This window comes from uncultured Henriciella sp. (assembly GCF_964005855.1).
In the GTDB taxonomy this organism is placed as follows: domain Bacteria; phylum Pseudomonadota; class Alphaproteobacteria; order Caulobacterales; family Hyphomonadaceae; genus Henriciella.
Genome location: NZ_CAXFSW010000017.1, coordinates 1 through 25,718 on the forward strand (window position 1 = coordinate 1; position 25,718 = coordinate 25,718).

Consider the following 25,718-nt stretch of genomic DNA (forward strand, 5'->3'; position numbering starts at 1 on the left):
TCAAATGTGGAACAGAGCTAACTTATAAACGGGTACCCTTCGGGGAGCAGGTCACTATCTAGGACCGCGCTGAGTTTTTGAGAAAGCGTTCTGCTGTTCAGTTGTTTGATCTTGCCCTTGAAGATATCCAAACCTTCCTTCGCCAAAGAGTGCCTTTCTAATGTAGCAAGTAGGCTATCTTTGACTGCACTGAATTCCGAAGCGGGTAGAATTTTGGTCTCGGTATTTGGCAGTAGGTTTTCGAGAATTGTCTCAATGGCGGTCATGATGTTCAAAAACCGAACCTCTTCGATAGCCGTGCGACTGTTTAGCCACCCAACAGCAGTCCACACGGCCTCGGGAAAGGTATCTTTCCGGTCGAAATGCGTCGCTAAACATTCAATATAATCTGATTGATTGAGAAAATGAATTGAGGGCAAATGAGGGGGCGAGCCTTTGCCTTCGTAAAAGGTCGCAACGACTTCCTTTGAGCGATATTCTTGGATAAGCGAAATTGGAAGTCGGCCTCCATGGCCAAACTCCAGCCCACGCCAAACGAATTCGAGCATTTCATCCGCTTTTTCAAACCAGGCATCGTCAACGGCCATGCCATCGGGGTTTATGGCAAGGCTGCCCGTAACCTCATCGTACGATTCGAATTCATGCATTCCGCGCACAATGACGACACCTAAGCTCGTCTTAGTTGGTCGATTTCGAAAGCTTCTAAACCCTCTTAACGACCACTGAACCCCGACATCCTTGGCATCATCAGCCTCAGAGCGCTTCAAAATTATATGAGCCTTGCTAGCTGCAAGTTTCAGCCACGCTCCATCCGTTCCATGACCGTGTCCATAAACAGATAAATACGTTGATCGAAATATAGTGCCTTCTGAGCTTATGCCCTCAAATGCTAGCCAACTTGATTTACTACCAGGCGCCCCGACGTGCTTGGAAAGAGCAACGTAACACCTCGTTGAGACCGAGACTGGCTGAATTACCAATCGGCTATCAGGTCCCGCACGAAGAGTGAGCTCCATTTCAAATTTGTCGTCTCTGTCAGACAGAACTCCCGAAAAAATGGTTTCTTCAAATACATTTTTCTGACCATTTTTCCTCATTTGCAGCTCTCCATTACTGCGGTCGATTATATAAAATTTACCCTCCTACAAAGCTAATCCCTTTGAATTTTTCTTCTGATGGGATTGCAGCTGTAGACGGAGTATTTGCGCTTCTGCATTTAGGTCGATACGTCGACTATCACTTAGGGCTTTCCGATGACGTTTTGTCATAGCGCGACGCTGAGCTAACTGTCGGGTGACGTTTTCTGTGTGTTCTGCACGGTCTCGTTTCGCTGCCTCAACTGCTTCGAGTTTGTTTCGCCTGGCAATACGGAAATGCTCGCCACGCACGAAGTCCCAGACACCTTTCAGGCCTGACCGGAAGCGCTTCTGCCGTTCGACGACCTCTTCCTGGCGGCGCTTTTCCTGCCGCTCTTTGAGCTGTTTGCGCTCGGCGCGTTGGCGTTCTCTCAGTTCCTTGAGCGCAATCTGGAACGTCTGTTTCTGTTTGGCTTCCTGTGCGTCCAGTTCGGTGATAAATCCTTCGAGCTTTTGGGCGACAGCCTTGGCATTGCGCTCCTTAACCACATCGATGGTTGGGAGCGCATCGGCATCGCCTAGCGCCTCACGAACGACCTTCGTTTTCAGGCCCAGCTGGCGCGGAATGGAATAGACCTCACCGAAGCGATCCATCGCGACATGGCTTCGCCGGTTTCCCTGGGCGAGCGTGTAACCATGTTTCTCCAACTGTTCGGCGAAACTGTAACCACTCATATCCGCAACTGACCACGCCTCTCTAATCCGGCGCTTGATATCGCGCGGGTCTTGCTCTGTGCGCTTGGCCTGCTGCCATTCTTCCAGCGTGAAGTTCAGCGGATCGCTGAGCTTCTTGTCGACATGGCCAGGCGGAAGACGCCAACCGTGATCGAGATAGAGCTGCTTTGAGAGCGTGCAGAGCTTTTGCTTGTAATGCGAAAGCTGGACCGCCTTCATCTTCTCACAGTCGATCCGGCTCCACACCGCATGCGCATGGCGCCGGCCTTCCTTCTCATGGAAGACCACGGCGCGGGGCTGGCCTGTGAGGCCGAGCCGGTCTTCAACCTGATGAATCGCTTTTTCGAAGTCTGCAATGCCGACCGTTTCCTGTTCAGGAGGATTGAGCGAGAGCGAGAAGAGATATTGCTTGCAGCGTGTGCCTCGGCTGATCATCTCCGTTTCTCGGAAGGCACCCATGAGATCGTTTGCGACAAAGCCGCGTATCTCATGGACCTCAACATGATCATTCTCTTCTTTCATGAGGTGACGCGCGAGATCGCGCGCACCGCCACGCTGATTACCAACAAGGATCATCGCGTCACGCCTGACTGATCGCCTGCATCAGCGTATTGCGCATACTTTGCACATGGCCGCATGCCGAACTTAGTTCTTCCTGGACCTCATCCGTCACCGGCAGCGCACCAATCTCAGCGGCGTCTGCGAGCCTCGCCAAATTGACCGCCATGTCCGATGAGCCAAGCAAGCCCAGCACACGGGCCAACAGCACATGGTCGGGACATGGCTTGTGCGTTTTTCGCTTCGGTCGATTCCTGCATTGAGCCATTGTCCCATCAGGAAAGAGCCTCGCCCGAATATATCGGCTGAGCGTCATATCCCCGGCATCGCGTTCGAGCTGTTCGCGCTCTTCATGCGTCAGGCGCAGCGATATGGGGGACGGGTGCTTCTTGCGTATCCTGGCAGGAGTTCCCGCCGAAACTGTGAAGTCAGACGCGCAATCGTTCATGGAAGACGTCAGCATGGTGATGGCCCTCCATGCTGATGCGGGCGTCCTGGGTTGCTTTCCGATTGCTGCTGATCATCATCAGTGGTGGCGTCATGATGAGGATCAGGGAAGACCACATCACGGAGTAGGACTTCCCAGTTTTCCAGCTCTTTGAAGAGGTCGGTGTTCGAACAAACTTCCGGTTTGTCCGCCAGCCAGTCTTCTGAAAACTCCGATAGAATACTTGTGTTGAAAAAGTCCCGAACATAGCGGGATTTACTGATTATCCTGGTGGTTATTTTCCGCGCGCGTCGTCTCTCCACCCCTCCAGCGGGCGGGTGGTCTTGTCAGTCTCTTGCCGAGAGCCAGTTCGAATTCGAACTCGCAAGCTGGGCCGGGCGTGTTAGGGTCGAGAACAGAGACCTTGCCGACGAGGCCGAGACGTTAGGACGATGCTATGACCGACCCACTTCTCACCCAGTACCACCTACTGTCAGATCAGCGCCTACATTTCGGTCGTCTCTACTGGCAGTCGATCGCCTTTCTCTTCGCCCTGCTGATCGGCATCGCTGCGGTGTCCCGCGGCATGTCGCTCATCCCATACTCTGTGGGGCTGATTGGCTGTGGTGCCATCACCGCGCTGATGGGATTTGTTGCCGACAGGGTAAGACGGCTTGAGGGGCGCTATGAGGACCTTCTGGAAGCGATCGAAATTGAGCTTCGCCAGCAGGGCCATGCCGGAATTCAGACGGCGCCTAAATCCGGCTCTCTGGGCGCGAGGTTTGTGATCACGATGGGATTGTACGCGCTTGGCGCAGGCATCATTCTGCTGGGCGTTCTTGAGTGGATCGCTCAAGCGAGCTGATCGCGAGGGTCGTCCGGGCCCTTCGCGGAAGAGGCGCCAGCGCCTCCTCGTGCTTGGCCAGTGACTCGCCCCAGAATTCGCGAACTGACGGACCTTGCTTCCAGCGCCTGTCGCGGAAGAAAAAGCCAATGACCTCGTGAAACCAGACCCGGCGGCCCATCCTGTAATACCATCTCTGGGCGTGCCGAAGCCTCGGGTCCTTCAGCGTCAGCAGACGCAGCAGCGCACGCGGGCGCGACTGCACGATGAACTCGATGAACTTCACCCAGAGAAAGACACGCCAGGGCGGGACGTGCTGCGTCGCGAGTACCTGATGCTTGTAATCCCACCTTGCCTGATCGCCCTGTATGACTTCGCGGTTGGCGGCCTCGGAAAAGAAAGGCGTCCAGCGATGTGGCGTGACATAAATCGATTGTATCTGGTCTGGATCATATGAGATCAGCTGGCGAAGTGCGCGCCAGTAGTCGGCGTCTGTTTCTTCCTCGAAACCGACGACCCAGGTGGCCATGGAGAGCATGCCATGCTTGCGCATAAGGCGGATCGCCTCGCGGTCGGTTGTCGTGGACCCGCCCTTCCGGATTCTCGCGAGGACGGCCTCGTCGGTATTCTCCATCCCCATGAGAAAGCGCTCGACGCCAGCCTGCCTGTAGAGATGGAGATGATCACGGTCGCGCACGATATCGTCCGCCCGCGTTGATCCGACGAGGGTCACGTTCACGTCCTCGGCGATCAAGGCCTCAAGAAAACGCTTCCACATTTTCTTCGACGAGGTCGGGTTCTCGTCTGCGAAATTGAAAACCTCGACACCGTGGTTCCTGTGGAGTGACGCAATCTCTGCTGCCAGCAGCTCAGGGTTGCGATGACGCCACTTTGTCCAGAAGCCGCGCTGACCACAATAACTGCAAGGGTGCGGACACCCTCTGGAAAACTGTATGACGACCGCGCGTTTCCCGCCCCAGTACGAATAGTCAGCAAAATCAACCAGCTCCCAGCCTACGCGGTAAGCGTCGAGGTCGTCGATCATGGCCCGGGGCGATGTCGCAACCGGCTGGCCATTTGTCCTCATGGCGATGCCGGCGACACCTTCGAGGTCTCCGCCTGCGCTCAGCATGCGTACCAGCTGGCGGCAAGTTTCCTCGCCTTCGCCTCGCACGATGATATCAAATTGCGGGCAGTCGCGCAGGATATCCGCCCAGTGATAAGTTGGAAAGACACCGCCATAGACCACTATGAGGTCTGGCAGGACACGCTTGGCTCGCCGGGCAATCTCGGCGGATACGGGATGGGCTGATGTCGACCCTGAATGGCCAATCAGGACTATGTCGGGCTCTGTCTCACGCACTTGGCTCGTGATCTCGTCGAGAGTGGCAGGCCCGAACTCCGCATCGAACAAGGTTACCTCATGCCCGTCGTCCAGGAGGGGGCCGCCTATACAGAGGAGTCCGAGTGGCGGCAAATGGTCATCGGGTATGCGACTTCCGATAGATGGATGTGGAGGATTGATAATCAGGATGCGCAAGAAGGCTTCTCTCGCTGTCGGTGAGTCATTCTTCTCTCGCGGGATCTGGTGAGAGAAGCTTTTTAAGTGCTGTGGGAAAAAACTAACATCTCACCAGATCGACGCAATGAGAATTTCTACCTTTGAGGGACTGGGCTTGGCCGCTTGATCAGCAGGTCTGCAAACGCCTGAAGCTTGCTGGATTTCCCCGTTGACCTTGCCGCGCGTGCGCCGTATCACCCCGCCTTCCGAGACCTAGATTGCCCAGGTGGCGGAATTGGTAGACGCGCACGGTTCAGGTCCGTGTGTCGCAAGACGTGGAGGTTCGAGTCCTCTCCTGGGCACCATCTCGTTATCCAAAACAATCCTAAAAGCTCCGCAAAGCCTTCTATAATAGAGGTTTTTAGAAACTGACTGGCCATTTCTTGTCCGATCAGGTCCGGGGTTGTGTGTTGGTATCCCGCCGAAATGTTGGTATTTATGTTGGTAACTGCTGCTCGCGGGCGGCTTTGCGTGAGGGCGATACCAACAAATGCCACTGACAGATACGAAGCTGCGGACGCTGGCGCCGCAAGAGAAGCCCTATCGCATGGCCGATGGCGGCGGCCTGTTCATTCAGGTGGCGCCGACGGGATCTAGACTCTGGCGAATGGCCTATCGTTTCGATGGCAGGCAGAAGCTGCTTTCCTTCGGGGCTTATCCAGTTGTCACGTTAGCGCGGGCGCGTGAACTTCGTGCAGAGGCGAAGACCTTGCTGGCAGAAGGGATCGACCCTAGCGCCCATGCGAAAGCCGAAAAGGCTGCGCGAGCCGCCGTGAATGAGCATACCTTCGCGAAGATCGCCGCCGAGCTGATCGAGAAGCAGCGCAAGGAAGAAAAAGCCGAAACGACGATCAAGAAGAAGGAATGGCTTCTGGAGATGGCGACCGCCGCCTTTGGCGATCGTCCCATCACGGCGATTACGGCTGCCGAGATATTGGAGCCGCTTCGCGATGTAGAAGCGAAAGGCAATTACGAGACGGCCAAGCGACTACGCTCAACTGTCGGGCAGGTGTTCCGCTATGCAATCGCCACGGCGCGCGCGGAGAATGACCCGACCTATGGCCTTCGCGGCGCGCTCATCACGCCGAAGGTCTCTCATATGGCCGCCGTGACAGACTGGAAGGGCTTTGGCGACCTTGTGCGCGCCATCTGGTCTTATGAGGGCGGATCACCTTCCACGCGCGCCGCGCTCAAGCTGATGGCGCTGCTATACACCCGCCCTGGCGAATTGCGTCTCGCGCTTTGGGAAGAGTTTGATCTGGAGCGGTCGGTCTGGACCATACCGGCAGCGCGCACAAAGATGCGCCGTGAACACCAGAAGCCTCTGCCGCCGCTCGCTGTCGATATCTTGCAAGCGCTCAAGAAAGAGACAGGCAGCAACTACCGTGCCTTTCCGTCTTCGATCGCGCGCGATAAGCCGATCAGCGAGAACACGCTCAATCAGGCGCTTCGGCGCATGGGTTTCGATAAGCACGAGCACACCTCGCATGGTTTCCGCGCAAGTGCGTCCAGCCTGCTGAACGAAAGCGGGCGCTGGAATGCGGATGCGATCGAAGCGGAGCTTGGCCATGTCGGTGCGGATGAAGTGCGTCGGGCCTACCAACGCTCACTGTATTGGGATGAGCGCGTCAAGATGGCCAATTGGTGGACAAAAGCCATTCGCTCACAGCTTTCCGCGAAAGTCAGAATTTGATCGGAACATAATAAGTACGTCTGTAGCAAAACTGTCATAAATCAATCATACTGTACGCCATAGGTTGTTATAGGATCTGGTTGGAGCACAACATATGGGCGCACATCACTGTCTTGATGACTTCGAAAATCCGTACGCGGAACCCGAGGTCTTTGATGATTGGGCACGCTACAGGAACGTTTCCTGCCATTGGTCGCTGGTTGAGGAGTATGCAGTTAGCGATGCCGCACTTCTGGTTTTGGGGCTTGAGCCGCAAGGCGCACGGGCGGAAGTCCGGCGATCATATGGAAACGACCTGCCTGCTGGATATGAGGCAATATTGAATGCGTTGCGTACCGCCCTTAAGTGCGGGAAAATCGAAGGCTCTATCGTGCCTGAGGTTGAGCGAGATTTTAATCGTGGCGCTTACGAAGTGCCTGGAACTGTAGATTGCAACGCCTCTTGTATTGGCAGAGACAGTTTGATCAGATGGCTAGAGGAAGTCGGATATACAGACTGCCTCTTTTTCCAGATGCGCTTCCAAAAATCGGGTTATCGCGACCCCAGCCATCCCCGGTATTCAGCCAAGCTAGCAGCGGTGACAGAGGCGTGGGAAGCGTTTGACGAAAAGTCCGACGAGCGAGGCACGCCTAAGCAGCGGCTCGCAACATGGTTGAGGTTGAACGCTGCGCGCTTCGGGTTGATCAACGATGAGGGGAAACCAAGCGAAAACGTGATCGAAGAGTTGGCCAAAGTGGCGAACTGGGCGACCACGGGCGGAGCTCCTAGGCAAGCTCTTGAGGAAACTGACCCAGTTAATTTTCCATTTTAAATCATGCCATTAGTTGTTATCCAATGCTTTTCGGGTCATTCGCACAAAGGGAACTTGCCCAAAAGACTGCGCAATCTGGTGTGAACTTTTCGCAACCTGGCCAGCTATTATTGCTCTGTATCTGATCGGATCTTGTTGTCACCGCAAACACGGAGACAAACAATGTCCTACACAGCCGATCTTCCCGAAACCGGCTTCCTGCGCCTGAAGTCCATCCTCGCGCCTTACGGCCCTATCCCAGTCAGTAAATCAACCTGGTGGGCAGGCGTGAAAGACGGGCGCTTTCCGAAGCCAAAGAAGCTGGGCGCACGCGTGACCGTCTGGCGCGTCGAAGACATTCGCGATCTAATCGAAAATGGCGCGTCGTAATCGCGACCTAAGCTCAGATGTCACAGCCGACATATCCTAGCAGCCGCCATGACCGGCCTCACGCGCGAATTTACGATCACTGGCTTAAGCATCCAGCTTGGCTGAAGCTGTCACCTCCTGCGTTCAAGATCATATCAATTCTATTGGCATCATATCGCCCGGACGCCATTAACAGGTTTCCCGTTGGAGAGCGCCGCATGGCTGAGATGTGTGGGTGTTCTCCATCAACTGCCAAGCGGTCTATAAATGAACTTATTGCTGGTGGTTTCCTCAAGGAGGAACGTAAGGGCCGCAATCAAGGTCACGCAAGAAGCCGTGAACGTATCGTGTCACTCACTCGCTACGACACTGAGACCAAGGCTGGCGACCCAAATCTTCCGATCAAGCTCTGGCGCGAAAGCAACAAATCCGAACGCCTCAAATCTGTAGCATGAACGCATCAAATCTGATGCGTCTGAGAAGGAACGAAAATGTCCCAAAACCTCAGAAAACCTCAGTGCTACCAAGCCTGTACGTCGGATATCGCCGGACGCCAAAATTTCCCGTCCACCCATATAGCGTTGCAGCAGACTTGCTGAACCTGACAAAACCTGATGCTGAGCCCAACGCCGCCCCGCCGCTCACACGAGCGGGGCAAGGCGGTCCAGCAGGGTCCCGACACATCCACTTTGCACATGATTGCGAAAACAGAGGGCTGAGACATGGGCGGATACGGATCTGGAAGGCATGCGCGATGCGCCGCCAGGAGCGATCAGTTCCACAAGCTGGATTTGGCGGACTTTCCGCGTGAATGGTTTCAACGTCATCGCAGCGGCACCGTCACTTGGTCACGGGGCGATCACAAGACCGGCAGCATAAGCTATCGCCTCTCACCCGATCGAATGGTTCTGTACTATACCCTCCCAAAGGATGGCGAGCGCCAGCACATTGAAGAAAGCTTCGTGATGAGCGCCACTGAACAGCCTTTTGGCGGGCGTCGCTGGTGGATTGAGTGCAAGGGCTGCGGACTGCGCTGCAGGGTGCTCTATGGCGGCACCTATTTCCGTTGTCGGAAATGCTGCCGCCTCACCTATGAAAGCCAGTATGAGCGCATCTATGCCCCTGGCGTCACGCGGGCCATGCGGGTACGCCAGAAGATGAAAGGCGAAATGGGCCTGGCCTTGCCCTTTCCCGACCGGCCAAAGGGCATGCACTGGAAAACCTATTATCGGCTGAGAGAGGCCGACTGGGCCGCGCAGATGCGGATCGACGCGCTGCTGATGCAGGACGTGCTGAAGCTGGGGCGCAAGCGAAGGTAGGGGGGCATGGCAAACTCCGCAGCGTAACGCCTTCAAACCGGCTTCATATCCTTTTTGCGCGTCTCCTCAGTTCAAGAATTTGGAAGGGGGGCGAAAATGTCAGGAAGGTTTCTGCGCGCTACCGGCGCCTCTACTCGTCGCGATCGCTAACCCAGTTTTCTCGCGCGCGTGCGCAGGCGAGGGAGCAGCAAGAGATATATGATCAAACCTCAGTTGATCAGGATAACATACCTCAACCTTGACGGAATCTGATACGGAACCGATGCACTTATTGAATGGCGATTGCTGAGGCGTAGAGAATGACAAGCACTGAACAGCGCGCTGCGCTACAGAGAAAAATCTGGGATATCGCGAACGATGTACGCGGTTCGGTCGATGGATGGGACTTCAAACAGTACGTCCTGGGCACACTGTTCTATCGCTTCATTAGCGAGAACTTCGCTGCCTACATCGAGGCGGACGATGACGACATCAATTACGCTGGAATGTCGGACAACGTTATCACGGATGACATTAAAGACGATGCCATCAAGACAAAGGGCTATTTCATCTATCCCAGCCAGCTTTTCGCCAATGTCGCTAAGGGCGCTAACAAAAACGGAAGTCTGAACACCGATCTGGCGACGATTTTTGCGGCGATTGAGTCATCAGCGAATGGCTATCCATCTGAGCAGGACATCAAAGGCCTATTCGCTGATTTTGATACGACCAGCACGCGCCTGGGCAGCACGGTCCCCGAGAAAAACGAGCGGCTGGCGAAAGTGTTGAAGCGCGTTGCGGAACTGGAGTTTGGCGACTTCCAGAACAGCCAGATTGACCTGTTCGGAGATGCCTACGAGTTTCTGATCTCGAACTATGCGGCCAATGCAGGCAAGTCAGGCGGCGAGTTCTTTACCCCGCAGCACGTCTCAAAGCTTATCGCTCAACTCGCCATGCATGGGCAGGACAAGGTCAATAAGATCTACGATCCGGCGTGTGGCTCTGGCTCGCTGATGCTTCAAGCGAAGAAGCATTTTGATGAGCACATCATCGAGGACGGCTTCTTCGGGCAGGAGATTAACCACACCACCTTCAACCTCGCCCGCATGAACATGTTTCTGCACAATATCAATTACGACAAGTTCAATATCCGGCGCGGCGATACGCTGACGCAGCCGCATTTTCAGGACGACAAGCCGTTTGACGCGATCGTTTCCAACCCGCCATACTCGGTGAAGTGGATTGGCTCTGACGACCCGACCCTGATCAATGATGACCGTTTTGCGCCTGCCGGTGTGCTCGCGCCGAAATCAAAAGCCGACTTTGCCTTTGTGCTCCATGCGCTGAGCTATCTGTCAGCGAAGGGGCGCGCGGCGATCGTATGCTTTCCGGGGATCTTCTATCGTGACGGCGCGGAAAAGAAGATCAGGCAGTATCTGGTCGATAATAATTACGTCGAGACAGTAATCGCGCTCGCGCCTAACCTTTTCTACGGCACGACGATCGCGGTGACGATCCTGGTGCTCGCCAAGAACAAGACTGACACAGCCATCCAATTCATCGATGCCAGTGGCGAAGAGTTCTTCAAGAAGGCGACCAATACCAATCTGATGACGGATGATCACATCGCTAGGGTGATGGCGATGTTCGCGAGCAAGGATGATGTAGACCACGTCGCCGCTTCAGTGCCGTATGAGACGATCGTTGAGCGGGGCTATAACCTGTCGGTGAGTTCCTATGTGGAGCCGCGCGACACGCGTGAGGTGGTGAACATCGATGAGCTGAATGACGAGATCGGCGCGACGGTCGAGAAGATCAACAAGCTGCGTGCAGACATTGACGCTATCATCGCGGAGATTGACGCGTGAGTGCGGTGGGCTTTCTTGAGAAGCTGCTGGATGGGGCTGAGGTTGAGTGGATACCTCTAGGCGATGTCACTCAATACGAACAGCCGACGAAGTACATAGTGAAATCAACCAATTACAGCGACGACCACCAGACGCCCGTCTTGACAGCGGGACAATCATTTATTCTTGGCTACACAGACGAGGTCGACGGTGTTTTTCAAGGGTCAAAATCGCCAGTCATTATCTTTGATGATTTTACGACGGCAAACAAATGGGTAGATTTCGATTTCAAAGTAAAGTCGTCGGCCATGAAGATAATCACGTCGAGCGACGATGCTAGATTTAATTTGAGGTATGTTTTCCACTGGCTGAGTAGCTTGCCTAGTGGATTGGTGGCTGGAGACCATAAGCGACAATGGATCAGCAAATACTGCGCCAAGCCAATCCCTATACCATGCCCGGATGATCCGGAGAGATCGCTGGCGATACAGGGTGAGATTGTCCGGATACTCGACAGCTTTACTGAGCTTACCGCCGAGCTTACCGCCGAGCTTACCGCCCGCAAAAAGCAGTACAATTACTATCGCGACCAGCTCCTGACCGTCGACGAGAATGAGGTAGAGTGGAAGACGTTGGGTGAGGTCGCAGATTTCCAGAATGCGAAACCACACGAGAAGTTGGTTGCCAAGGACGGCGATGTCGCCCTTCTAACGGCAGGCTATATTTCAAGTGACGGCAAATCGGCGAGGTTTGTCAAAGCTGCTGATGTACTAACCCCTGCAATTAAGAATGATGTCGCGTTGGTGATGAGCGACCTTCCAAACGGTCGTGCGCTCGCAAAGACGTTCTTTGTTGAGGAAGATGGGCGGTTTGCGGCCAATCAGCGAGTTTGTCTTTTAAGGGTCAAGGAGCCGGAATCATACTCCCCAAGGTTTCTGCACTACGTGATGAATCGAAATCGACAACTTCTTAGATACGATAGCGGGTTTGACCAAACGCATCTTAAAAAGGACTGGATTCTAAACGTGAAACTCCCCGTCCCACCTCTCGCCGAACAAAAGCGCATCGTCGTCATTCTCGACAAGTTCGACGCGCTGACGACCTCCCTCACCGAAGGCTTGCCGCGCGAAATTGAGCTGCGCGAAAAGCAATATGCCTATTACCGCGATAGTCTGCTGAGTTTTCCTAAGCCGGACGAAGAGGCTGCTTAGATGGAACCAATGCTAAGAGGGATTGCGGAGGCACTTCGAGACGCGGACAAGAAAGTACAATTGATCTATGCGTTTAACGGTGTTGGCAAGACGCGACTTTCAAAGACATTCAAGGAGCTCATCGCGCCCAGTGGCGAAAACGGAGAACTGCCTGATGGTGGGGGGCTCGCCCGCGATAGAATCCTCTACTACAACGCATTCACCGAAGATCTCTTCTACTGGGACAACGATCTGGAAAACGATCTAGAGCCCAAGCTGACTATTCAGCCCAATACGTTTACGGATTGGGTGCTGCTCGATCAGGGGCAGGATCAGAACGTGATTGATAACTTCCAGAAATTGGCCAACCAACGTCTGACGCCAGCGTTCAATCAAAGTTACAGGATCATTGATCGCAGGCGCGTTCAGTATGTCAGCCATGTGACCTTCTCGATGGAAACCGGCGACGACGAGACAACCGACAACATCAAGATCTCTAAAGGCGAGGAAAGCAATTTCATCTGGAGCGTTTTCTTCACGCTGCTGCAGCAAATCGTTGCCGTTCTCGACGTCCCAGATCCTGACGACCGAGAAACAGACAAATTCGACCGGCTTCAATACGTTTTCATCGATGACCCTGTAAGTTCACTGGACGACAACCATCTCATCGCGCTTGCTGCGAACCTGGCGACTTTGATCAAGTCGAGCCGTTCGACCGATCTGAAGTTCATCATCACGACCCACAATCCGCTTTTTTACAATATTCTCTACAATGAGTTCGGGGCTAGAGATCAATCGTCCGGATACAGACCCAAACATGCGAAAAAATATCTGCTCGATAGAAAGCGTGACGGTAGTCTTCAGCTTGATGAGCAGCCAAATGACTCTCCCTTCTCCTACCACTTACTCCTGCTACAAGAACTGAATGCAGCGATCGAAAGTGGCGAGATTCAGAAGTATCACTTCAATTTTTTGAGGAATATTTTGGAGAAAACCGCCACTTTCTTGGGGCACCGGAAGTGGGGTGATCTATTGCCACCCACCGATGACGGTACACCCGACACATACGCTACACGTATCATCAACTTATGTAGTCACTCCGCCCATTCAGGCGAAGAAGCTGCAATAATAGAGGATGATGATAAGCGGGTTTTGGGGTTTCTCGTTCGCCGCATGATCCAAGACTACAGCTTCAAGTCACACGAGACGATCGAAAATGGCTGAGCAGACGACACCGATCGCAGAGACTAATCGCTTCATCGTGCTGGATAGGTACGAGCGTACCTGGGAAACGGCTGGAAGTTATCAGTCTGAGGCGGACCTTGAGCGCGAGCTGATCCAGGATTTGCGCAATCAGGGCTATGAGTTTCTGCCGGATATGAAATCGACCGAGGCGATGCTCGCGAATGTTCGCGAGCAGCTGCAGTCTCTCAACGGCGTTCAATTTACGGACAAGGAGTGGACGCGGTTTACTGAGACCTACCTCGACCGCCCAAGCGACAGCATCACGGACAAGGCTCGCAAGATCCACGACGACTATATTTTCGATTTCGTTTTCGATGATGGCCGGATTCAAAACATCTACCTCTTCGACAAGTCCAATGTCTGCCGCAACAAGGTCCAGGTTATAAAGCAATTCGAGCAGGCCGGGACGCACGCTAATCGTTATGATGTGACCATACTGGTGAACGGCTTGCCTTTGGTGCAGGTCGAGCTGAAAAAGCGCGGCGTCGCGATCCGCGAAGCGTTCAACCAGATACATCGCTACAGCAAGGAGAGCTTCAACTCAGAAAGCTCGCTCTTCAAATACCTCCAGATCTTCGTGATCTCGAACGGCACGGACACGCGCTATTTCGCGAATACGACGAAGCGCGACAAGCATAGCTTCGATTTTACGATGAACTGGGCGCAGGCGGACAACAGCCTGATTAAGGATTTGAAAGACTTTACGGCGACCTTCTTCGAGAAGCGCACCTTGTTGAAGGTGTTGCTGGATTATTCGGTCTTCGATGTGAGTGATACGCTTCTCGTCATGCGCCCCTATCAGATCGCAGCGACAGAACGCATATTGCGGAAGATCAGAAGCTCGTTTGAAGGGAAGGCGCTAGGAAAGCCTGAGAGTGGCGGATTCATCTGGCACACGACAGGCTCCGGCAAAACGCTGACGAGTTTCAAAGCGGCGCGCCTCGCGACGGAACTCGACTTCATCGACAAGGTCTTTTTCGTGGTCGACCGCAAAGACCTCGATTACCAGACGATGAAGGAATATCAGCGCTTTTCGCCCGATAGCGTCAACGGATCCGACAGCACGGCCGGTCTAAAGCGCAACCTGTCCAAAGACGACAACAAGATCATCGTCACAACGATTCAGAAGCTCAACAACCTGATGAAAAGCGAAGACGATCTGCCGGTCTATAACCAGCGCGTCGTCTTCATTTTCGATGAGTGCCATCGTAGCCAGTTCGGTGAAGCGCAGCGGAACCTAAAACGGAAGTTCAAGCGCTTCTGCCAGTTTGGTTTCACCGGCACGCCGATCTTTCCCGAAAATGCTTCAGGGGCGGACACCACGGCCAGTGTCTTCGGAAGCGAGCTTCATTCCTATGTCATTACGGACGCAATCCGCGATGAAAAAGTGCTTAAGTTCAAGGTCGACTACAATGATGTGCGGCCTCAGTTTAAGGCGATTGAGACTGAACAGGATGAGAGAACGCTCTCCGCTGCAGAAAACCGGCAAGCCCTGTTGCACCCCGACCGCATTGGCGAGATTTCCCAATATATCCTCGATAACTTCCGCAGGAAAACGCACCGACTTTATGGGGGCGATAAAGGCTTCAATGCCCTTTTCGCTGTGAGCAGCGTCGACGCAGCAAAACTCTACTATGAGAAACTGAACGAGCTGCAGGTCGACAGTGACAGGCCGCTCAAGATCGCGACCATTTTCTCATTTGCGGCGAATGAAGAGCAAGACGCCATCGGTGAAATTCCCGACGAAAGCTTTGAGGTGTCTGCCCTTAATAGCAGCGCCAAGGAATTTCTGGACGCTGCCATCGCGGACTACAATGCCTATTTCAAGACGAGCTTCAGCGTCGATAGCAAAGGCTTCCAGAACTATTACCGGGACTTGGCCAAACGCGTAAAATCCAAGGAAGTCGACCTACTTATCGTGGTGGGGATGTTCTTGACTGGATTTGACGCCCCAACGCTGAACACCCTGTTCGTTGACAAGAATCTACGCTTCCACGGGCTAATCCAAGCCTATTCGCGCACCAATCGTATTTTTGATGCGACAAAGTCATTCGGCAATATCGTGACCTTTCGTGATCTCGAGGACGCAACGGTCAAAGCAATCACACTCTTTGGTAATGCCAACACAAAGAACGTCGTCCTGGAAAAGAGCTACTCGGAGTATATGGACGGCTTCACCGACCAAACGACTGGTGAAGCGCGGCGCGGATTTATCGATATCGTTAGGGAGCTTGAAGAGCGCTTCCCAGACCCCGCGGCAATTGAAAGAGAAGCAGATAAGAAAGCATTCGCCAAGCTGTTCGGCGAGTATCTCCGCGTCGAAAACATTCTGCAGAACTACGACGAATTTGCGAACTTGAGGGAGCTTCAAGAGATCGATGATAGTGATCAAGAAGCACTGAACGCGTTCAAGGAACTGCATCACTTGAGTGATGATGACGTTGCTGAGCTTAAGAGAATCCACATGCCTGCTGATCGGAAGATCCAGGACTATCGGTCAACTTACAACGACATCCGGGATTGGCTTCGACGCGAGAAAGCCAGCGAAGAGCAAGCGGAGTCGACGATCGATTGGGATGATGTCGTCTTTGAGGTGGATCTTCTGAAGTCGCAGGAAATCAACCTGGATTACATCCTTGAGCTGATCTTCGAGCACAATAAAAAAACGAAAAGCAAATCGGATTTGGTTGAAGAAGTCCGCCGTGTGATCCGTGCCAGCGTGGGTAATCGTGCTAAAGAGGGCTTGGTAGTCGACTTTATCAATCAGACAAACCTCGATGACCTTTTGGATAAAGCAGGAGTGATGGAGGCCTTCTACGCTTTCGCGCAGGCGCAGCAACGTCGAGAGGCTGAGGAACTCATTGTCTCAGAGAAACTGAATGCAGAAGCCGCTAGGCGTTACATCGCAAATTCCATCAAGCGTGAGTATGCCAGCGAAAACGGCACAGAGTTGAACTCAATCCTGCCGAAAATGAGTCCTCTGAACCCAGGTTACCTTTCAAAGAAGCAGAGTGTTTTTCGAAAGGTGGCGGCGTTCGTTGAGAAGTTTAAGGAAGTGGGGGGCACAATCTGATTGGCTTCCGAAGTTGCGCGGTATTCTTTGCGGCGGAGGGGTAAGACTGGAGATTGTTGGTATATTTGTTGGTATGTAAAGGTAAGGATCGATAAATAATCAAATTAATCAATCTTCTATCTCCCTAATGTGATGCCTCTCCTGGCACCAGGAAATTTGCACAAGACAAAGTCGGCACCGCCAGTTTGTTTCTTGGGCATTTTCGCCCCTTCCAACATATTGGAAACATTACAATAAACCGGGGGCGAAGTCCGATTTCGCGGTCGTATTGCAAAACGCTCGTTGATGCGCAAACGGATGTCTGGTGCTCATCGTAGCGGCCATTGTCCCAGACTTTACAGGGCTTGAGAGAAACCCTCGAAAGAGTTCGGACATCTCCCTGAAGACCCATTTCATTTTGCCCGCATCCCTGACCTTAACCGGGAGCGATATCTTCTTGGTTTCCTGCGCGGTTATCTTGCGCTCATAAGCGTGGATGACTTTGCGACGTGGCCGTTGGAATGACTGCGGCCCATGCGCTTGTTTGATCTTGGCTTGGCATCCGGAGCCCTTTTCATTATTTCTGCCTTCTAAAGGGGGGGGATAAATGACGTCACGACGTAGAGAGCGGAACGGTACGACATGGCCATGGGCCGACATTGCTGCGATCACGGTCGTGATCTTCGCAGCGCGTCAGTTCGTTCCGGAATATGCCTATTGGACTGAATACCGGACCGCACCATTGACCGGCGAAGAATGTTTGCGCGATTTGGACACTGTTTGCGTCAAGGCCGAGCTGGATGAGCGCTATGGCCCTACCGGTTCCTTGCGCTGGCGAGAGTCCGATCTGTCTTGGATCTGGGGGTTGCGCTTTGTCGAAAGCGATGTCGACTATCGCGATCAGTTAGAGGCGATATTCGAGGCAGAGACAAAATCTTTCCGCAACGGATTGGAAGACTGGAAGCTTGCCGATCTTGCAAATGTTGGTTGGTTTCTGGCCGAGAGTGGCCGACCTGATGCATCCAGAGCTTATTTGGAAACGCTGATCGACATGCAGCGCGAGCGCGGTGGAAAGGTGCCTTCAGGGCTTGCGTCCTACCAGCCTTGGGCAAGCCAGACGAGTGATGAGTATTGCCGGAAAGTTGCTGAACGCTGGTTGGAGCCGTCGGGCTCACTTGCAAAAGCAAGCCAGTCCAACGAAATGCTTAGTCCCTGCTATCTCGAATATTTTCGGCAGTGGAGCGACGATGAGTTTGAGAGCGTCGTAGAACGCACGCTGGATGAGATGCAACAGCTGAAGAATAATTACGGAGAGGAACCTCATAAATCTGGCTATGGGGAAGGATTGCCGTCCTACCAGCGTCTCGACAGGATTGCCGCGATGGCGGCTATTGCCGCTTATCGTGAACAGAGCGGCTGGGGCGGGGCGTTCAATTAGTTCTTTTCCAGCCAGTGGCGCGCATCCATGAGCATCTTCTCCAGCTTCTTCAGACCTGTTTTCAAACCATCCTGAGACGAATCATCGAACTTGTGACGATCGAGCGTATGCTGCGTCGTCGGACGCGCGTTTCGGTCAGCCCTATACTTGGCTGCTTTCGAGAGCGAAACCGGCACGTTACCTTCATAGTTTACCCCTCGCTTTGCGCGTCCGATCTTCGTTTTAATCCGCAAAAAGACAAGTAAGCGTATCACGGCAACAGCCCCGACCACACCAAGGCCGCTTGCGAATAAAATCGGCGCAAGCCGATAGCTTTCATCTCCGTTCATGACGTCGAGAAAGGGTCCATCCCAATATGTCGGTAACCAAGCTGCAGCGCCAACCAATAAAGCGCCAAGCATATACATCGGAATAGCCGCACCGTTGAGTATCCATGAACCCTTGTGGGCGCGGCGCGCCTCTTCGAAGACGTAAGCCTTCTTAGTCCGTTCGATCAGCGACGGGAGCTGGATGAGATCTTCGATCCGACGCCGGCCCTCATTGCCAAACTTTTCGGCCAGCTCTTTCCTTCGTTTGAATGTTGCGTAGCGCAGCTGATCAACTTTGGCGGCGTAACTCGGCCGATCAAAATCCTCTGGTTCGTGATTGACCAGTTCAAGGGCAAGAATCTCGGTCTGAAAATACTCTCGAGCTGATCCGTCTTTTTCGATCTTCGCGTCTCGGACAAGCAACTTGTCGAACGATTCTTCAAGCTTGAAATTGGCCATTAACTCCGCTGCTTCGCGATCTGCGGCGGGGTCACGCACAGGCCGGTTCAACTGATCCTCAATCCTGCGAAGCTTCGCATTTGCTGAAGATACGTCGAGATAAGTCAGAGTGTTCATCACTGAATTATAATCGAACTTCATGGCTCACTCTCTCCCCCGTCGACTGCAGCCAACTGTTTTTATGTTTGCCGAGCCGGGCGGAAAACTCAACATGGGCTGGGATCGAAATAGTTATAATGCCAAAGACTACGTGTCCCGATGCAGAATGAAGCTATCGCAAGGGGAACGGCGATAGACTGATAGGGAGATAAAGTTGCTTCAAACCACAACCCCTACATCTTTTTGGTTGCTTCAATAGGCTGGCCCCAGTCAGCCCGGCTCGCACTTTGCGAGTTCGAGGCTGCTGTTAATACGGCAGGTAGGGGACCGGCAGCTGGCGCAGGGCGCCAGCGTCTTGCGGGGCTTTTCGCCTGGAGCGATCCGCACTATGGCCGCTCGCTATGGATAAATCTATCGATGACTGGTTCGTTCAGGATGTGCTGCCGCTTGAAGCGGAGCTCGAGCGCTTTCTTGCGCGCCACTGGTCGGATGTCTCCGAGGTCCGCGATCTCAGGCAGGAAGTCTATAGCCGCCTCTACAGGGCCGCGGCCAAGGAGCTGCCACGCAATACCCGCGCCCTTATGTACTCGACTGCCCGCCATCTCATCGTCGACTTGATCCGGCGTAAACGTGTGGTTTCCATAAATACGGTGATGGATTTTGAGAGCTGGGACGTCTCATCAGATGAGGCCGGGCCGTTTGAGACCGTTTCGGCCCGCCAGGAACTGACCATGCTTGAAGCTGCACTTAGAAGCCTGCCCAAACGTACACGCGACGTGATCAGCCTGCGGCGTATCCAGGGGCTTTCGCAACGCGAGACGGCGCGCGCGCTTGGCGTTTCCGAACCGACTGTCGAACGGCATGTGAGCCGCGGCGTGCGCCTGCTTGCCGATGCCCTGGCCCGCAAGGGCGTGCAGCGCGGTAAGGCCTCCGGGCGAAAGACTGAGCAGCGGGGCACGCATGAACGCTGAGTTTCCCCTTCATTCTGCTGAGGCGGTCGAAGAAGTGGCCGCCACATGGCTTGCACGCCTCGACAGAAACGGCTTGCTGCATGGTGAGTGCGACCTGGACGAGCTGAGCGTCGAGGATCCTGTGTTTTCGGCCTGGGTGCATGAGAGCACGCTGCATCGCGTCGCGTTCCTGCGCTTGCTGGCCGCATGGAAGCGAAGCGAGCGCCTTGCGGCCCGGCGCCGCGGCGACCTGTCTGCGCCCCGGTCATTCATTCGCCGCCCGGTCATACAGGCGCTGGCGGCTGCGGCCTGTATGGCGATTGCGGTTATCGGGGCGGGGACGATGGGCATGTTCGGCACCGCGCGCGAAGCCCCCGTGCCCAGCCACTATGAGACCTACCTTGGCGAAATCAGGACAGTGCAGCTTGCTGACGGATCGGCCGTCACGCTGAACACCGATACCCGTATCAGCGTTGCCTATACGCCAGAAGCGCGCCGCGTGACCCTGTTGAAGGGGGAAGCTTATTTCGAGGTCACCCCGGCGCCAGACCGTCCTTTCCAGATTGATGCGGGGGAGGGACGTGTTGAGGTTCTCGGCACCGCTTTTGGAATCGAGCTCCTTAATGCCGGCACCGAAGTTGCTGTCAGCGAGGGCACGGTCTGGTTCGGTAAGGCCGCTGATATTGAGAACGCTGCCAGCGTTCTTGAGGCTGGCATGATCGGCTATGCCAGCCCGGATGGAGTGATTGTCGAACGCTCGGGCGGACGCACGGTTCAGGACCGCCTTTTGTGGCGCGAAGGCCGCTTGAGATTTGACGACACACCGCTGCGTGACGTGGCGGCAGAGTTCAACCGCTATAATACCACCAAGCTTGTGATCGCCGATAATGCCACGGGGGCCGTCGAGATCGCAGGGACTTTCCCGCTCGACAATGTCGAGGCATTTGCCCGCCTGGCCGAGGAGGGGCTGGGCCTCCAGGTTTACCGCAGCACTGGCCGTATCGAGCTTTCCGGGAGCTAGGGCCGAAACCCGGTTTTCCGCCAGTGCCGCAAATATTGCAATTCCATGTCAAAAAGTTTGAGGGATTTTGCCCGGTCGCTCGTCCTGTCTTTCCAAGGGAAGTGGATTTGGCCACCCGCCCAGATTTTCGGGGAGACAATCAATGGCAAATTTGTCAGCAAAACTATTCGCCGGCGCAGCCTTCGTGGCGCTGTCAGCCGCACCCTCAATCGCGCAGCCGAACGCTGCTGCGGCTCAATCCTTTGACCTGCCATCCGGTCCGCTGAGCGAGGCGCTGGATGCTTTCATCACCCAGTCGGGCCGGGATCTGATCTACCGTACGGATCAAGCTGAAGGCATTCAGGTGAGCGGTGTCGAGGGCACGTTTTCCGACAATGAGGCGCTGGACCGTCTTCTGGCAGGCTCTAATATGAGGATGCGCACCGATGAGTCCGGCGCGATCCTTGTGTATGCGCAGGCCGAGTCCGAGCCCGCCCCTCGCGCGCCAGCACCGGCGCCGCGCCAGGTTGAAGCTCCGCAAACCCCGCCGCGCCGCGTCGCGGCCCCCGATACCGATGAGGAAGCCCGCCTCGACAGTGTGGTCGTGGTTGGCACCCAGATCCGGGGTGCACAGGTTGGCGGCGAGCTGCCCGTGACAGTGGTCGGCGACGAGCAGCTTGCCGCGATCGGCGCGGTCGACGGGGACGATGTCTTTCGCTCGATCCCGCAATTTGGCGATGTTGGCTTCAACAGCACCGAAAACGTTTCCGGTGGCGTGAACTCCGCTCGCGGTGATGTGGCCTCCATCAATCTGCGGGCGCTCGGCACGGGCAACACGCTGGTGCTGCTCAACGGCCGGCGGATGGTCAACCATCCCGGCACCCAGTCTGAAAATCTCGTGCCGGTCACAACCGTCAATGCGAACGCCATTCCGGTGACAGGCATTCGCCGGCTGGAAGTCCTGCTCGATGGCGCCTCGGCTCTCTATGGCTCCGACGCTGTGGCCGGTGTCGTCAACACAGTGCTGAAAGATGATTTCGAAGGACTCACCGTCTCGGCCCGCTACGGCACCGAGCCGGACATTGAATCCGACGAGTTCAACTTCACGCTTGAGGCCGGCAAGAACTTCAATGGCGGCCGTTCCAATGTCGCGCTGTTTGCAGCCTACACCGATCGCGATCCGGTCTTTGCGAGTGAGCGCGATTTTGCGGCCAATGCCGACCTGCGTGACCGCCTTCCGGACAGCTGGGCCGGGGATCTCAACTTCCGCAACAATTCCAACAATACGCCATGGGGCGCTTTCACGCTTCGCGATCCGGCGACGGGGGACACGGTGTCCCTGGATGGTGTTTCCAGTCGCGGCGGCGGCGTGCACGTTCAGCCCGATAGCTATGAGAACTGCCTGGCGGCCCTGGGCGACGGGCTCTGCCTCGATGAAGGCAATTCGGCCGGCGATGTCGCGCAGCGCTACAACACCAACTCGAGCCGCACGATCAATAATGGGGTGGAGCGGCTGAACCTGTTTGGCACGCTCAACCATGACTTCGACAATGGGGTGAGCTTCTTCTCGGAAGCCGGGCTTTATGCCGCAACTTCGAAGGCGCAACGGGCCGGCTCCGCGCAGCTTAGCGCCGCACGCATGCTGATACCCGCGGACAATTACTACAATCCCTTCGGCCCCGTCGGCTCGCCCAACCGTGTGGAAGGTATAGGGACGCCGGATGAAGGACTGGATGTCGAACTGCGCCGCTATCGCCTCGTCGATGCAGGACCGCGGGAAATCGAGGTCGAGAACACCAATTGGCGCCTGCTTGGCGGCCTGGAAGGCAACTGGGCCGGTTTCGACTGGGAATCTGCCCTCCTTTATTCCGAGGCGGAGACAACGGATACGACCTCACGTACTTCTAATACGCTGTTTCTCGAGGCGCTCAGCAAGACGACACCGGATGCCTATAATCCCTTCAATGGCGGCGGTTTCCCGATCTCTGACAGCGGTGACGGCACGCCCAGCGATGCCGCGACGATCGATAGTTTCATCGTGCCGGTCTACCGCAAGTCTTCGACCAGCCTCACGCTTTGGGATTTCAAGCTTTCGCGTCCGGACCTCTTCCAGATGTGGGCAGGACCTGTCGGGGCCGCTTTCGGTGTCGAAGCGCGTAATGAAACCTATGAAGATGACCGTGACCCGCGTCTCGACGGCACGATAGAATTCGTCTCCCCCATCACCGGTGAGGCGACCAGTGACGTCATGGGCTCCAGCCCGACGCTCGACTCCGAAGGTGAGCGCGACGTCTTTTCTGCCTTTGCAGAGCTCGCGGTGCCGCTTATCTCGCCGGAGATGAACGTGCCGCTGGCTCAGTCAGTCAACATGCAGCTGGCCGTGCGCTATGAGGATTACGATCTGTTCGGCAGCGTAACCAAGCCCAAGGTCGCGCTTGCCTGGCGCCCCACCGACTCCTTGCTCTTCCGTTCGGCCTGGTCGCAAGGTTTCAAGGCGCCGAACCTTCAGCAGCAGTTTGATCGCAGCCTTGAGCGCGTGAACAACCGCACCGACTTCATCCAGTGTGAAGCCGACCTGCGGGCCGGACGTATCGACAGCTTTTCTGCCTGTGAACAAACCGCAGCTGTTGTCAGCCAGCGTGAGGGCTCAACTGAGCTGGGACCGGAAGAATCCGAAAGCTTCTCGGCTGGGCTCGTCTATGACGCGACCTTCATGCCCCAGAAGTTCGGCACGCTCCAGGTGACGCTGGACTACTGGTCCATCGAGCAGGAAGACGTGGTCGGCATTTTCGGCGATGAAAATCACCTGATCCTGGACTATCTCCTGCGTACGCGCGGCAGCTCAAACCCCGCTGTGGTCCGGGCTGATCCGACGGCGGAGGACATCGCGGCCTATGAGGGGACGGGTCTCGATCCGGCGGGTGAGGTTCTCTACGTCGAGGACAATTACCTGAACCTTCTGCCGCGCGATGTCGAAGGCATCGACCTCGGCATCTATTATGACATCGAGACGTCCAGATGGGGTGATTTCGGCCTGGATGTGAACGTCGCTCAGCTGCGCGAATTCTACCAGGATATCGCGCCGCGCGAAGCGGAAATCCTGGCCGCCCAGGAAGCCGGTGAGATCAGTGAAGTTGTCTCGCTGTCTGGCGCAGGCGACCTGATCCGGCAGGACGGACGTCCCGAATGGCGCTGGAGTGCCTCGGCGACGTGGCGCAAGGATGCCTGGGGGGCTGGCTGGTACACCAGCTATGTCGATGATGTGCTCGATACGAGTGCAACGAATGACGACACGGGCGACTACTGGGTGGTCGACTCCGCTATCCGCCACAATGCCTATGTCCAGTACACATTCGATCATGAGACCGATAAACCGCTGCAATTGCGCGTCGGTGCGCGTAACGTGTTCGACGAGGAACCGCCGCTGGCCGACGAGTCCTTTGGCTATCTGGGCGGGCTGCATTCCTCGCGGGGCCGTTTCGTCTACGTAAACGCAAGGAAGAGTTTCTGATGAGAAAGCTTGCAGGAAACGCGCTGCGGGGCTTCGGCCTCGCAGCGGGCGTCCTCGCCACTGCCTGTGCTCATGGCGCCCCGGGGGGTGAGACAGCCCAAGCCGCACTGTTGTGCGAGACCAGCGCAGTGGCGATCTCGACAGACTTCGAAGGCGCCGGTCAGCATGGTTGCGCCCTTTCTGCCGATGGGCCCGTCCTAACCGTATGGCCCGAAGCCTCGATTGCCGGGCCGATCAATCCGAGCCCGTGGTACGCCTTCCAAGCGGACATTCGCTCTCGCGCGCCTGTGAGCCTGCGTCTGGACTATGCAGGCTATGAGCATCGCTATCATCCTTGGGTGAGCCGCGATGACGGCGATAGCTGGATCCAATTGCCCGCAGACGCGGTTTCCGTGGGCGAGGAGGGGCATATCGCGACGCTTACTCTGCCAGCCGGGCCGGGTGAGTTTCTTGTGGCTGGACGCCCGCTGATTGCGCCGGCCGCCATGGCAGACTGGGCAGAGGGGCTGGCGAAACGCCAAGACATGGATCTGGTGAGCTATGGCGAAAGCCTGGACGGCCGCGATCTGACAGCCCTCGTTTCCGGGCCGGAAACGGCAAAGCGCCTCGTGGTTGCCATGACAGGGCAGCACCCGCCCGAACAGTCGGGCGTTGCGGCGTTCAAGGCGTTCTCTGAAGCGTTCATGGGCGACCTGCCGCCGGAAACCCGCGCAGATACGCGGGTCATCCTGCTGCCCCTGGTCAATCCGGATGGGCGAGCCCGTGGGCATTGGCGACATAATAATGGCGGACTGGACCTGAACCGTGACTGGCGGAACCCGACACAACCGGCCACGAAAGCGGTAACGGCGTTCCTTTCCAGGGAAGCACAGGGCCGGGAGGCCGTGGCCTTCATGGACTTCCATTCCACGCAGAAGACGCTTGTCTACACGCCGCCCTTTGAAGAGAACTTTGCGGATATGAGTTTCCCAAGGGAGCTGAAAGCGGCATTCGATGCGGGGATTGAGCCCGACCCGGAATGGATTGCAGGCCATAATGCAGAGGCGGGCACCTCCAAGAACTGGGCCCTGCAGATGCTGGATGTGGCCGGTCTGACGATTGAGCTGGCAGACGATGCGCCCGAAGCCGAAATCGCAAGCGTCGGTGAACTCGCTGCGCAGACGCTGCTGGCGTTTCTGGCCCGGGGGCCCCACACTTCGAACTAGTTAATACCCTGCCGGCTTCGTGCCGGCAGGGGTCAAATCTTCCGGCCAGGCTTGAGCGCAAAA

20 protein-coding genes and 1 tRNA gene are annotated in these 25,718 nt (G+C 55.6%); 16 read left to right on the forward strand and 5 right to left on the reverse strand.

Translation table 11 applies throughout. The annotated features are described in order from the left end of the window. Positions 1 to 17: 17 nt before the first annotated feature. From ABNU55_RS13405 to ABNU55_RS13415, 3 genes are read right to left on the reverse strand one after another with little or no spacing between them, the layout of a single operon-like run. Positions 18 to 1,097, reverse strand: a complete 1,080-nt coding sequence (locus tag ABNU55_RS13405; RefSeq protein ID WP_348764418.1) for a hypothetical protein — start codon at positions 1,095 to 1,097, stop codon at positions 18 to 20. A 45-nt stretch (positions 1,098 to 1,142) separates the two neighbouring features. After that, positions 1,143 to 2,387, reverse strand: a complete 1,245-nt coding sequence (locus tag ABNU55_RS13410; protein WP_348764419.1) for a relaxase — start codon at positions 2,385 to 2,387, stop codon at positions 1,143 to 1,145. Between the two features lie 4 nt (positions 2,388 to 2,391). Continuing rightward, positions 2,392 to 2,832 carry a hypothetical protein gene (locus ABNU55_RS13415; protein ID WP_348764420.1) on the reverse strand — a complete coding sequence of 147 codons (441 nt, stop codon included), beginning with the start codon at positions 2,830 to 2,832 and terminating at the stop codon, positions 2,392 to 2,394. Between the two features lie 421 nt (positions 2,833 to 3,253). Between ABNU55_RS13415 and ABNU55_RS13420 the strand changes: the two genes are divergently transcribed. Beyond that, complete coding sequence (locus ABNU55_RS13420; RefSeq protein WP_348764421.1) at positions 3,254 to 3,661, forward strand: hypothetical protein; 408 nt, start codon at positions 3,254 to 3,256, stop codon at positions 3,659 to 3,661. Here the strand turns inward: ABNU55_RS13420 and bchE are convergent. Beyond that, complete coding sequence (gene bchE, locus ABNU55_RS13425; protein WP_348764422.1) at positions 3,618 to 5,180, reverse strand: magnesium-protoporphyrin IX monomethyl ester anaerobic oxidative cyclase; 1,563 nt, start codon at positions 5,178 to 5,180, stop codon at positions 3,618 to 3,620. The genes ABNU55_RS13420 and bchE overlap by 44 nt on opposite strands. Before the next feature lie 241 nt (positions 5,181 to 5,421). On the opposite strand from bchE, the gene ABNU55_RS13430 reads away from it, so the two are divergent. The 11 genes from ABNU55_RS13430 (at position 5,422) to ABNU55_RS13480 (ending at position 18,123) form a co-directional block, all read left to right on the forward strand. Continuing rightward, positions 5,422 to 5,506, forward strand: a tRNA-Leu gene (locus ABNU55_RS13430). 185 nt (positions 5,507 to 5,691) lie between these two features. After that, positions 5,692 to 6,894, forward strand: coding sequence for an integrase arm-type DNA-binding domain-containing protein (locus tag ABNU55_RS13435; protein ID WP_348764423.1), 1,203 nt, complete (start codon positions 5,692 to 5,694; stop codon positions 6,892 to 6,894). A 94-nt stretch (positions 6,895 to 6,988) separates the two neighbouring features. Further along, complete coding sequence (locus ABNU55_RS13440; protein WP_348764424.1) at positions 6,989 to 7,705, forward strand: hypothetical protein; 717 nt, start codon at positions 6,989 to 6,991, stop codon at positions 7,703 to 7,705. 162 nt (positions 7,706 to 7,867) lie between these two features. Further along, positions 7,868 to 8,074 (forward strand): AlpA family phage regulatory protein, encoded by a 207-nt coding sequence (locus tag ABNU55_RS13445; protein WP_348764425.1) that lies wholly within the window; start codon positions 7,868 to 7,870, stop codon positions 8,072 to 8,074. A 197-nt stretch (positions 8,075 to 8,271) separates the two neighbouring features. Then, entirely contained in the window at positions 8,272 to 8,508 is a 237-nt protein-coding gene (locus tag ABNU55_RS13450; RefSeq protein WP_348764426.1) for a hypothetical protein, read from the forward strand. Positions 8,509 to 9,018: 510 nt separating this feature from the next. Beyond that, on the forward strand, positions 9,019 to 9,372 hold the full coding sequence (locus ABNU55_RS13455; protein WP_348764427.1) for a hypothetical protein: 354 nt from the start codon (positions 9,019 to 9,021) through the stop codon (positions 9,370 to 9,372). Between the two features lie 299 nt (positions 9,373 to 9,671). Next, entirely contained in the window at positions 9,672 to 11,219 is a 1,548-nt protein-coding gene (locus ABNU55_RS13460) for a type I restriction-modification system subunit M (protein WP_348764428.1), read from the forward strand. Next, a complete protein-coding gene (locus ABNU55_RS13465) occupies positions 11,216 to 12,409 on the forward strand; it encodes a restriction endonuclease subunit S (protein WP_348764429.1) in 1,194 nt (397 codons plus the stop codon). The genes ABNU55_RS13460 and ABNU55_RS13465 overlap by 4 nt, the downstream gene beginning before the upstream one ends. Next, entirely contained in the window at positions 12,410 to 13,612 is a 1,203-nt protein-coding gene (locus ABNU55_RS13470) for an AAA family ATPase (protein WP_348764430.1), read from the forward strand. Next, positions 13,605 to 16,706, forward strand: coding sequence for a type I restriction endonuclease subunit R (locus ABNU55_RS13475; RefSeq protein ID WP_348764431.1), 3,102 nt, complete (start codon positions 13,605 to 13,607; stop codon positions 16,704 to 16,706). Before ABNU55_RS13470 ends, ABNU55_RS13475 begins: the two co-directional genes overlap by 8 nt. Before the next feature lie 586 nt (positions 16,707 to 17,292). Further along, positions 17,293 to 18,123, forward strand: a complete 831-nt coding sequence (locus ABNU55_RS13480) for a hypothetical protein (RefSeq protein ID WP_348764432.1) — start codon at positions 17,293 to 17,295, stop codon at positions 18,121 to 18,123. Here the strand turns inward: ABNU55_RS13480 and ABNU55_RS13485 are convergent. Next, a complete protein-coding gene (locus tag ABNU55_RS13485) occupies positions 18,120 to 19,031 on the reverse strand; it encodes a hypothetical protein (protein WP_348764433.1) in 912 nt (303 codons plus the stop codon). The two genes, ABNU55_RS13480 and ABNU55_RS13485, sit on opposite strands and share 4 nt — an antisense overlap. Before the next feature lie 359 nt (positions 19,032 to 19,390). Here ABNU55_RS13485 and ABNU55_RS13490 point away from each other — a divergent pair, with 359 nt between their 5' ends. From ABNU55_RS13490 to ABNU55_RS13505, 4 genes are all read left to right on the forward strand, one after another. Continuing rightward, positions 19,391 to 19,960, forward strand: a complete 570-nt coding sequence (locus ABNU55_RS13490; protein WP_348764434.1) for an RNA polymerase sigma factor — start codon at positions 19,391 to 19,393, stop codon at positions 19,958 to 19,960. Continuing rightward, positions 19,950 to 20,960 carry a FecR domain-containing protein gene (locus ABNU55_RS13495; RefSeq protein WP_348764435.1) on the forward strand — a complete coding sequence of 337 codons (1,011 nt, stop codon included), beginning with the start codon at positions 19,950 to 19,952 and terminating at the stop codon, positions 20,958 to 20,960. The genes ABNU55_RS13490 and ABNU55_RS13495 overlap by 11 nt, the downstream gene beginning before the upstream one ends. Positions 20,961 to 21,102: 142 nt before the next feature. Next, positions 21,103 to 24,450, forward strand: coding sequence for a TonB-dependent receptor (locus tag ABNU55_RS13500; protein ID WP_290759724.1), 3,348 nt, complete (start codon positions 21,103 to 21,105; stop codon positions 24,448 to 24,450). After that, positions 24,450 to 25,655, forward strand: coding sequence for a M14 family metallopeptidase (locus ABNU55_RS13505; RefSeq protein WP_290759726.1), 1,206 nt, complete (start codon positions 24,450 to 24,452; stop codon positions 25,653 to 25,655). The genes ABNU55_RS13500 and ABNU55_RS13505 overlap by 1 nt, the downstream gene beginning before the upstream one ends. Positions 25,656 to 25,718: the final 63 nt, after the last annotated feature.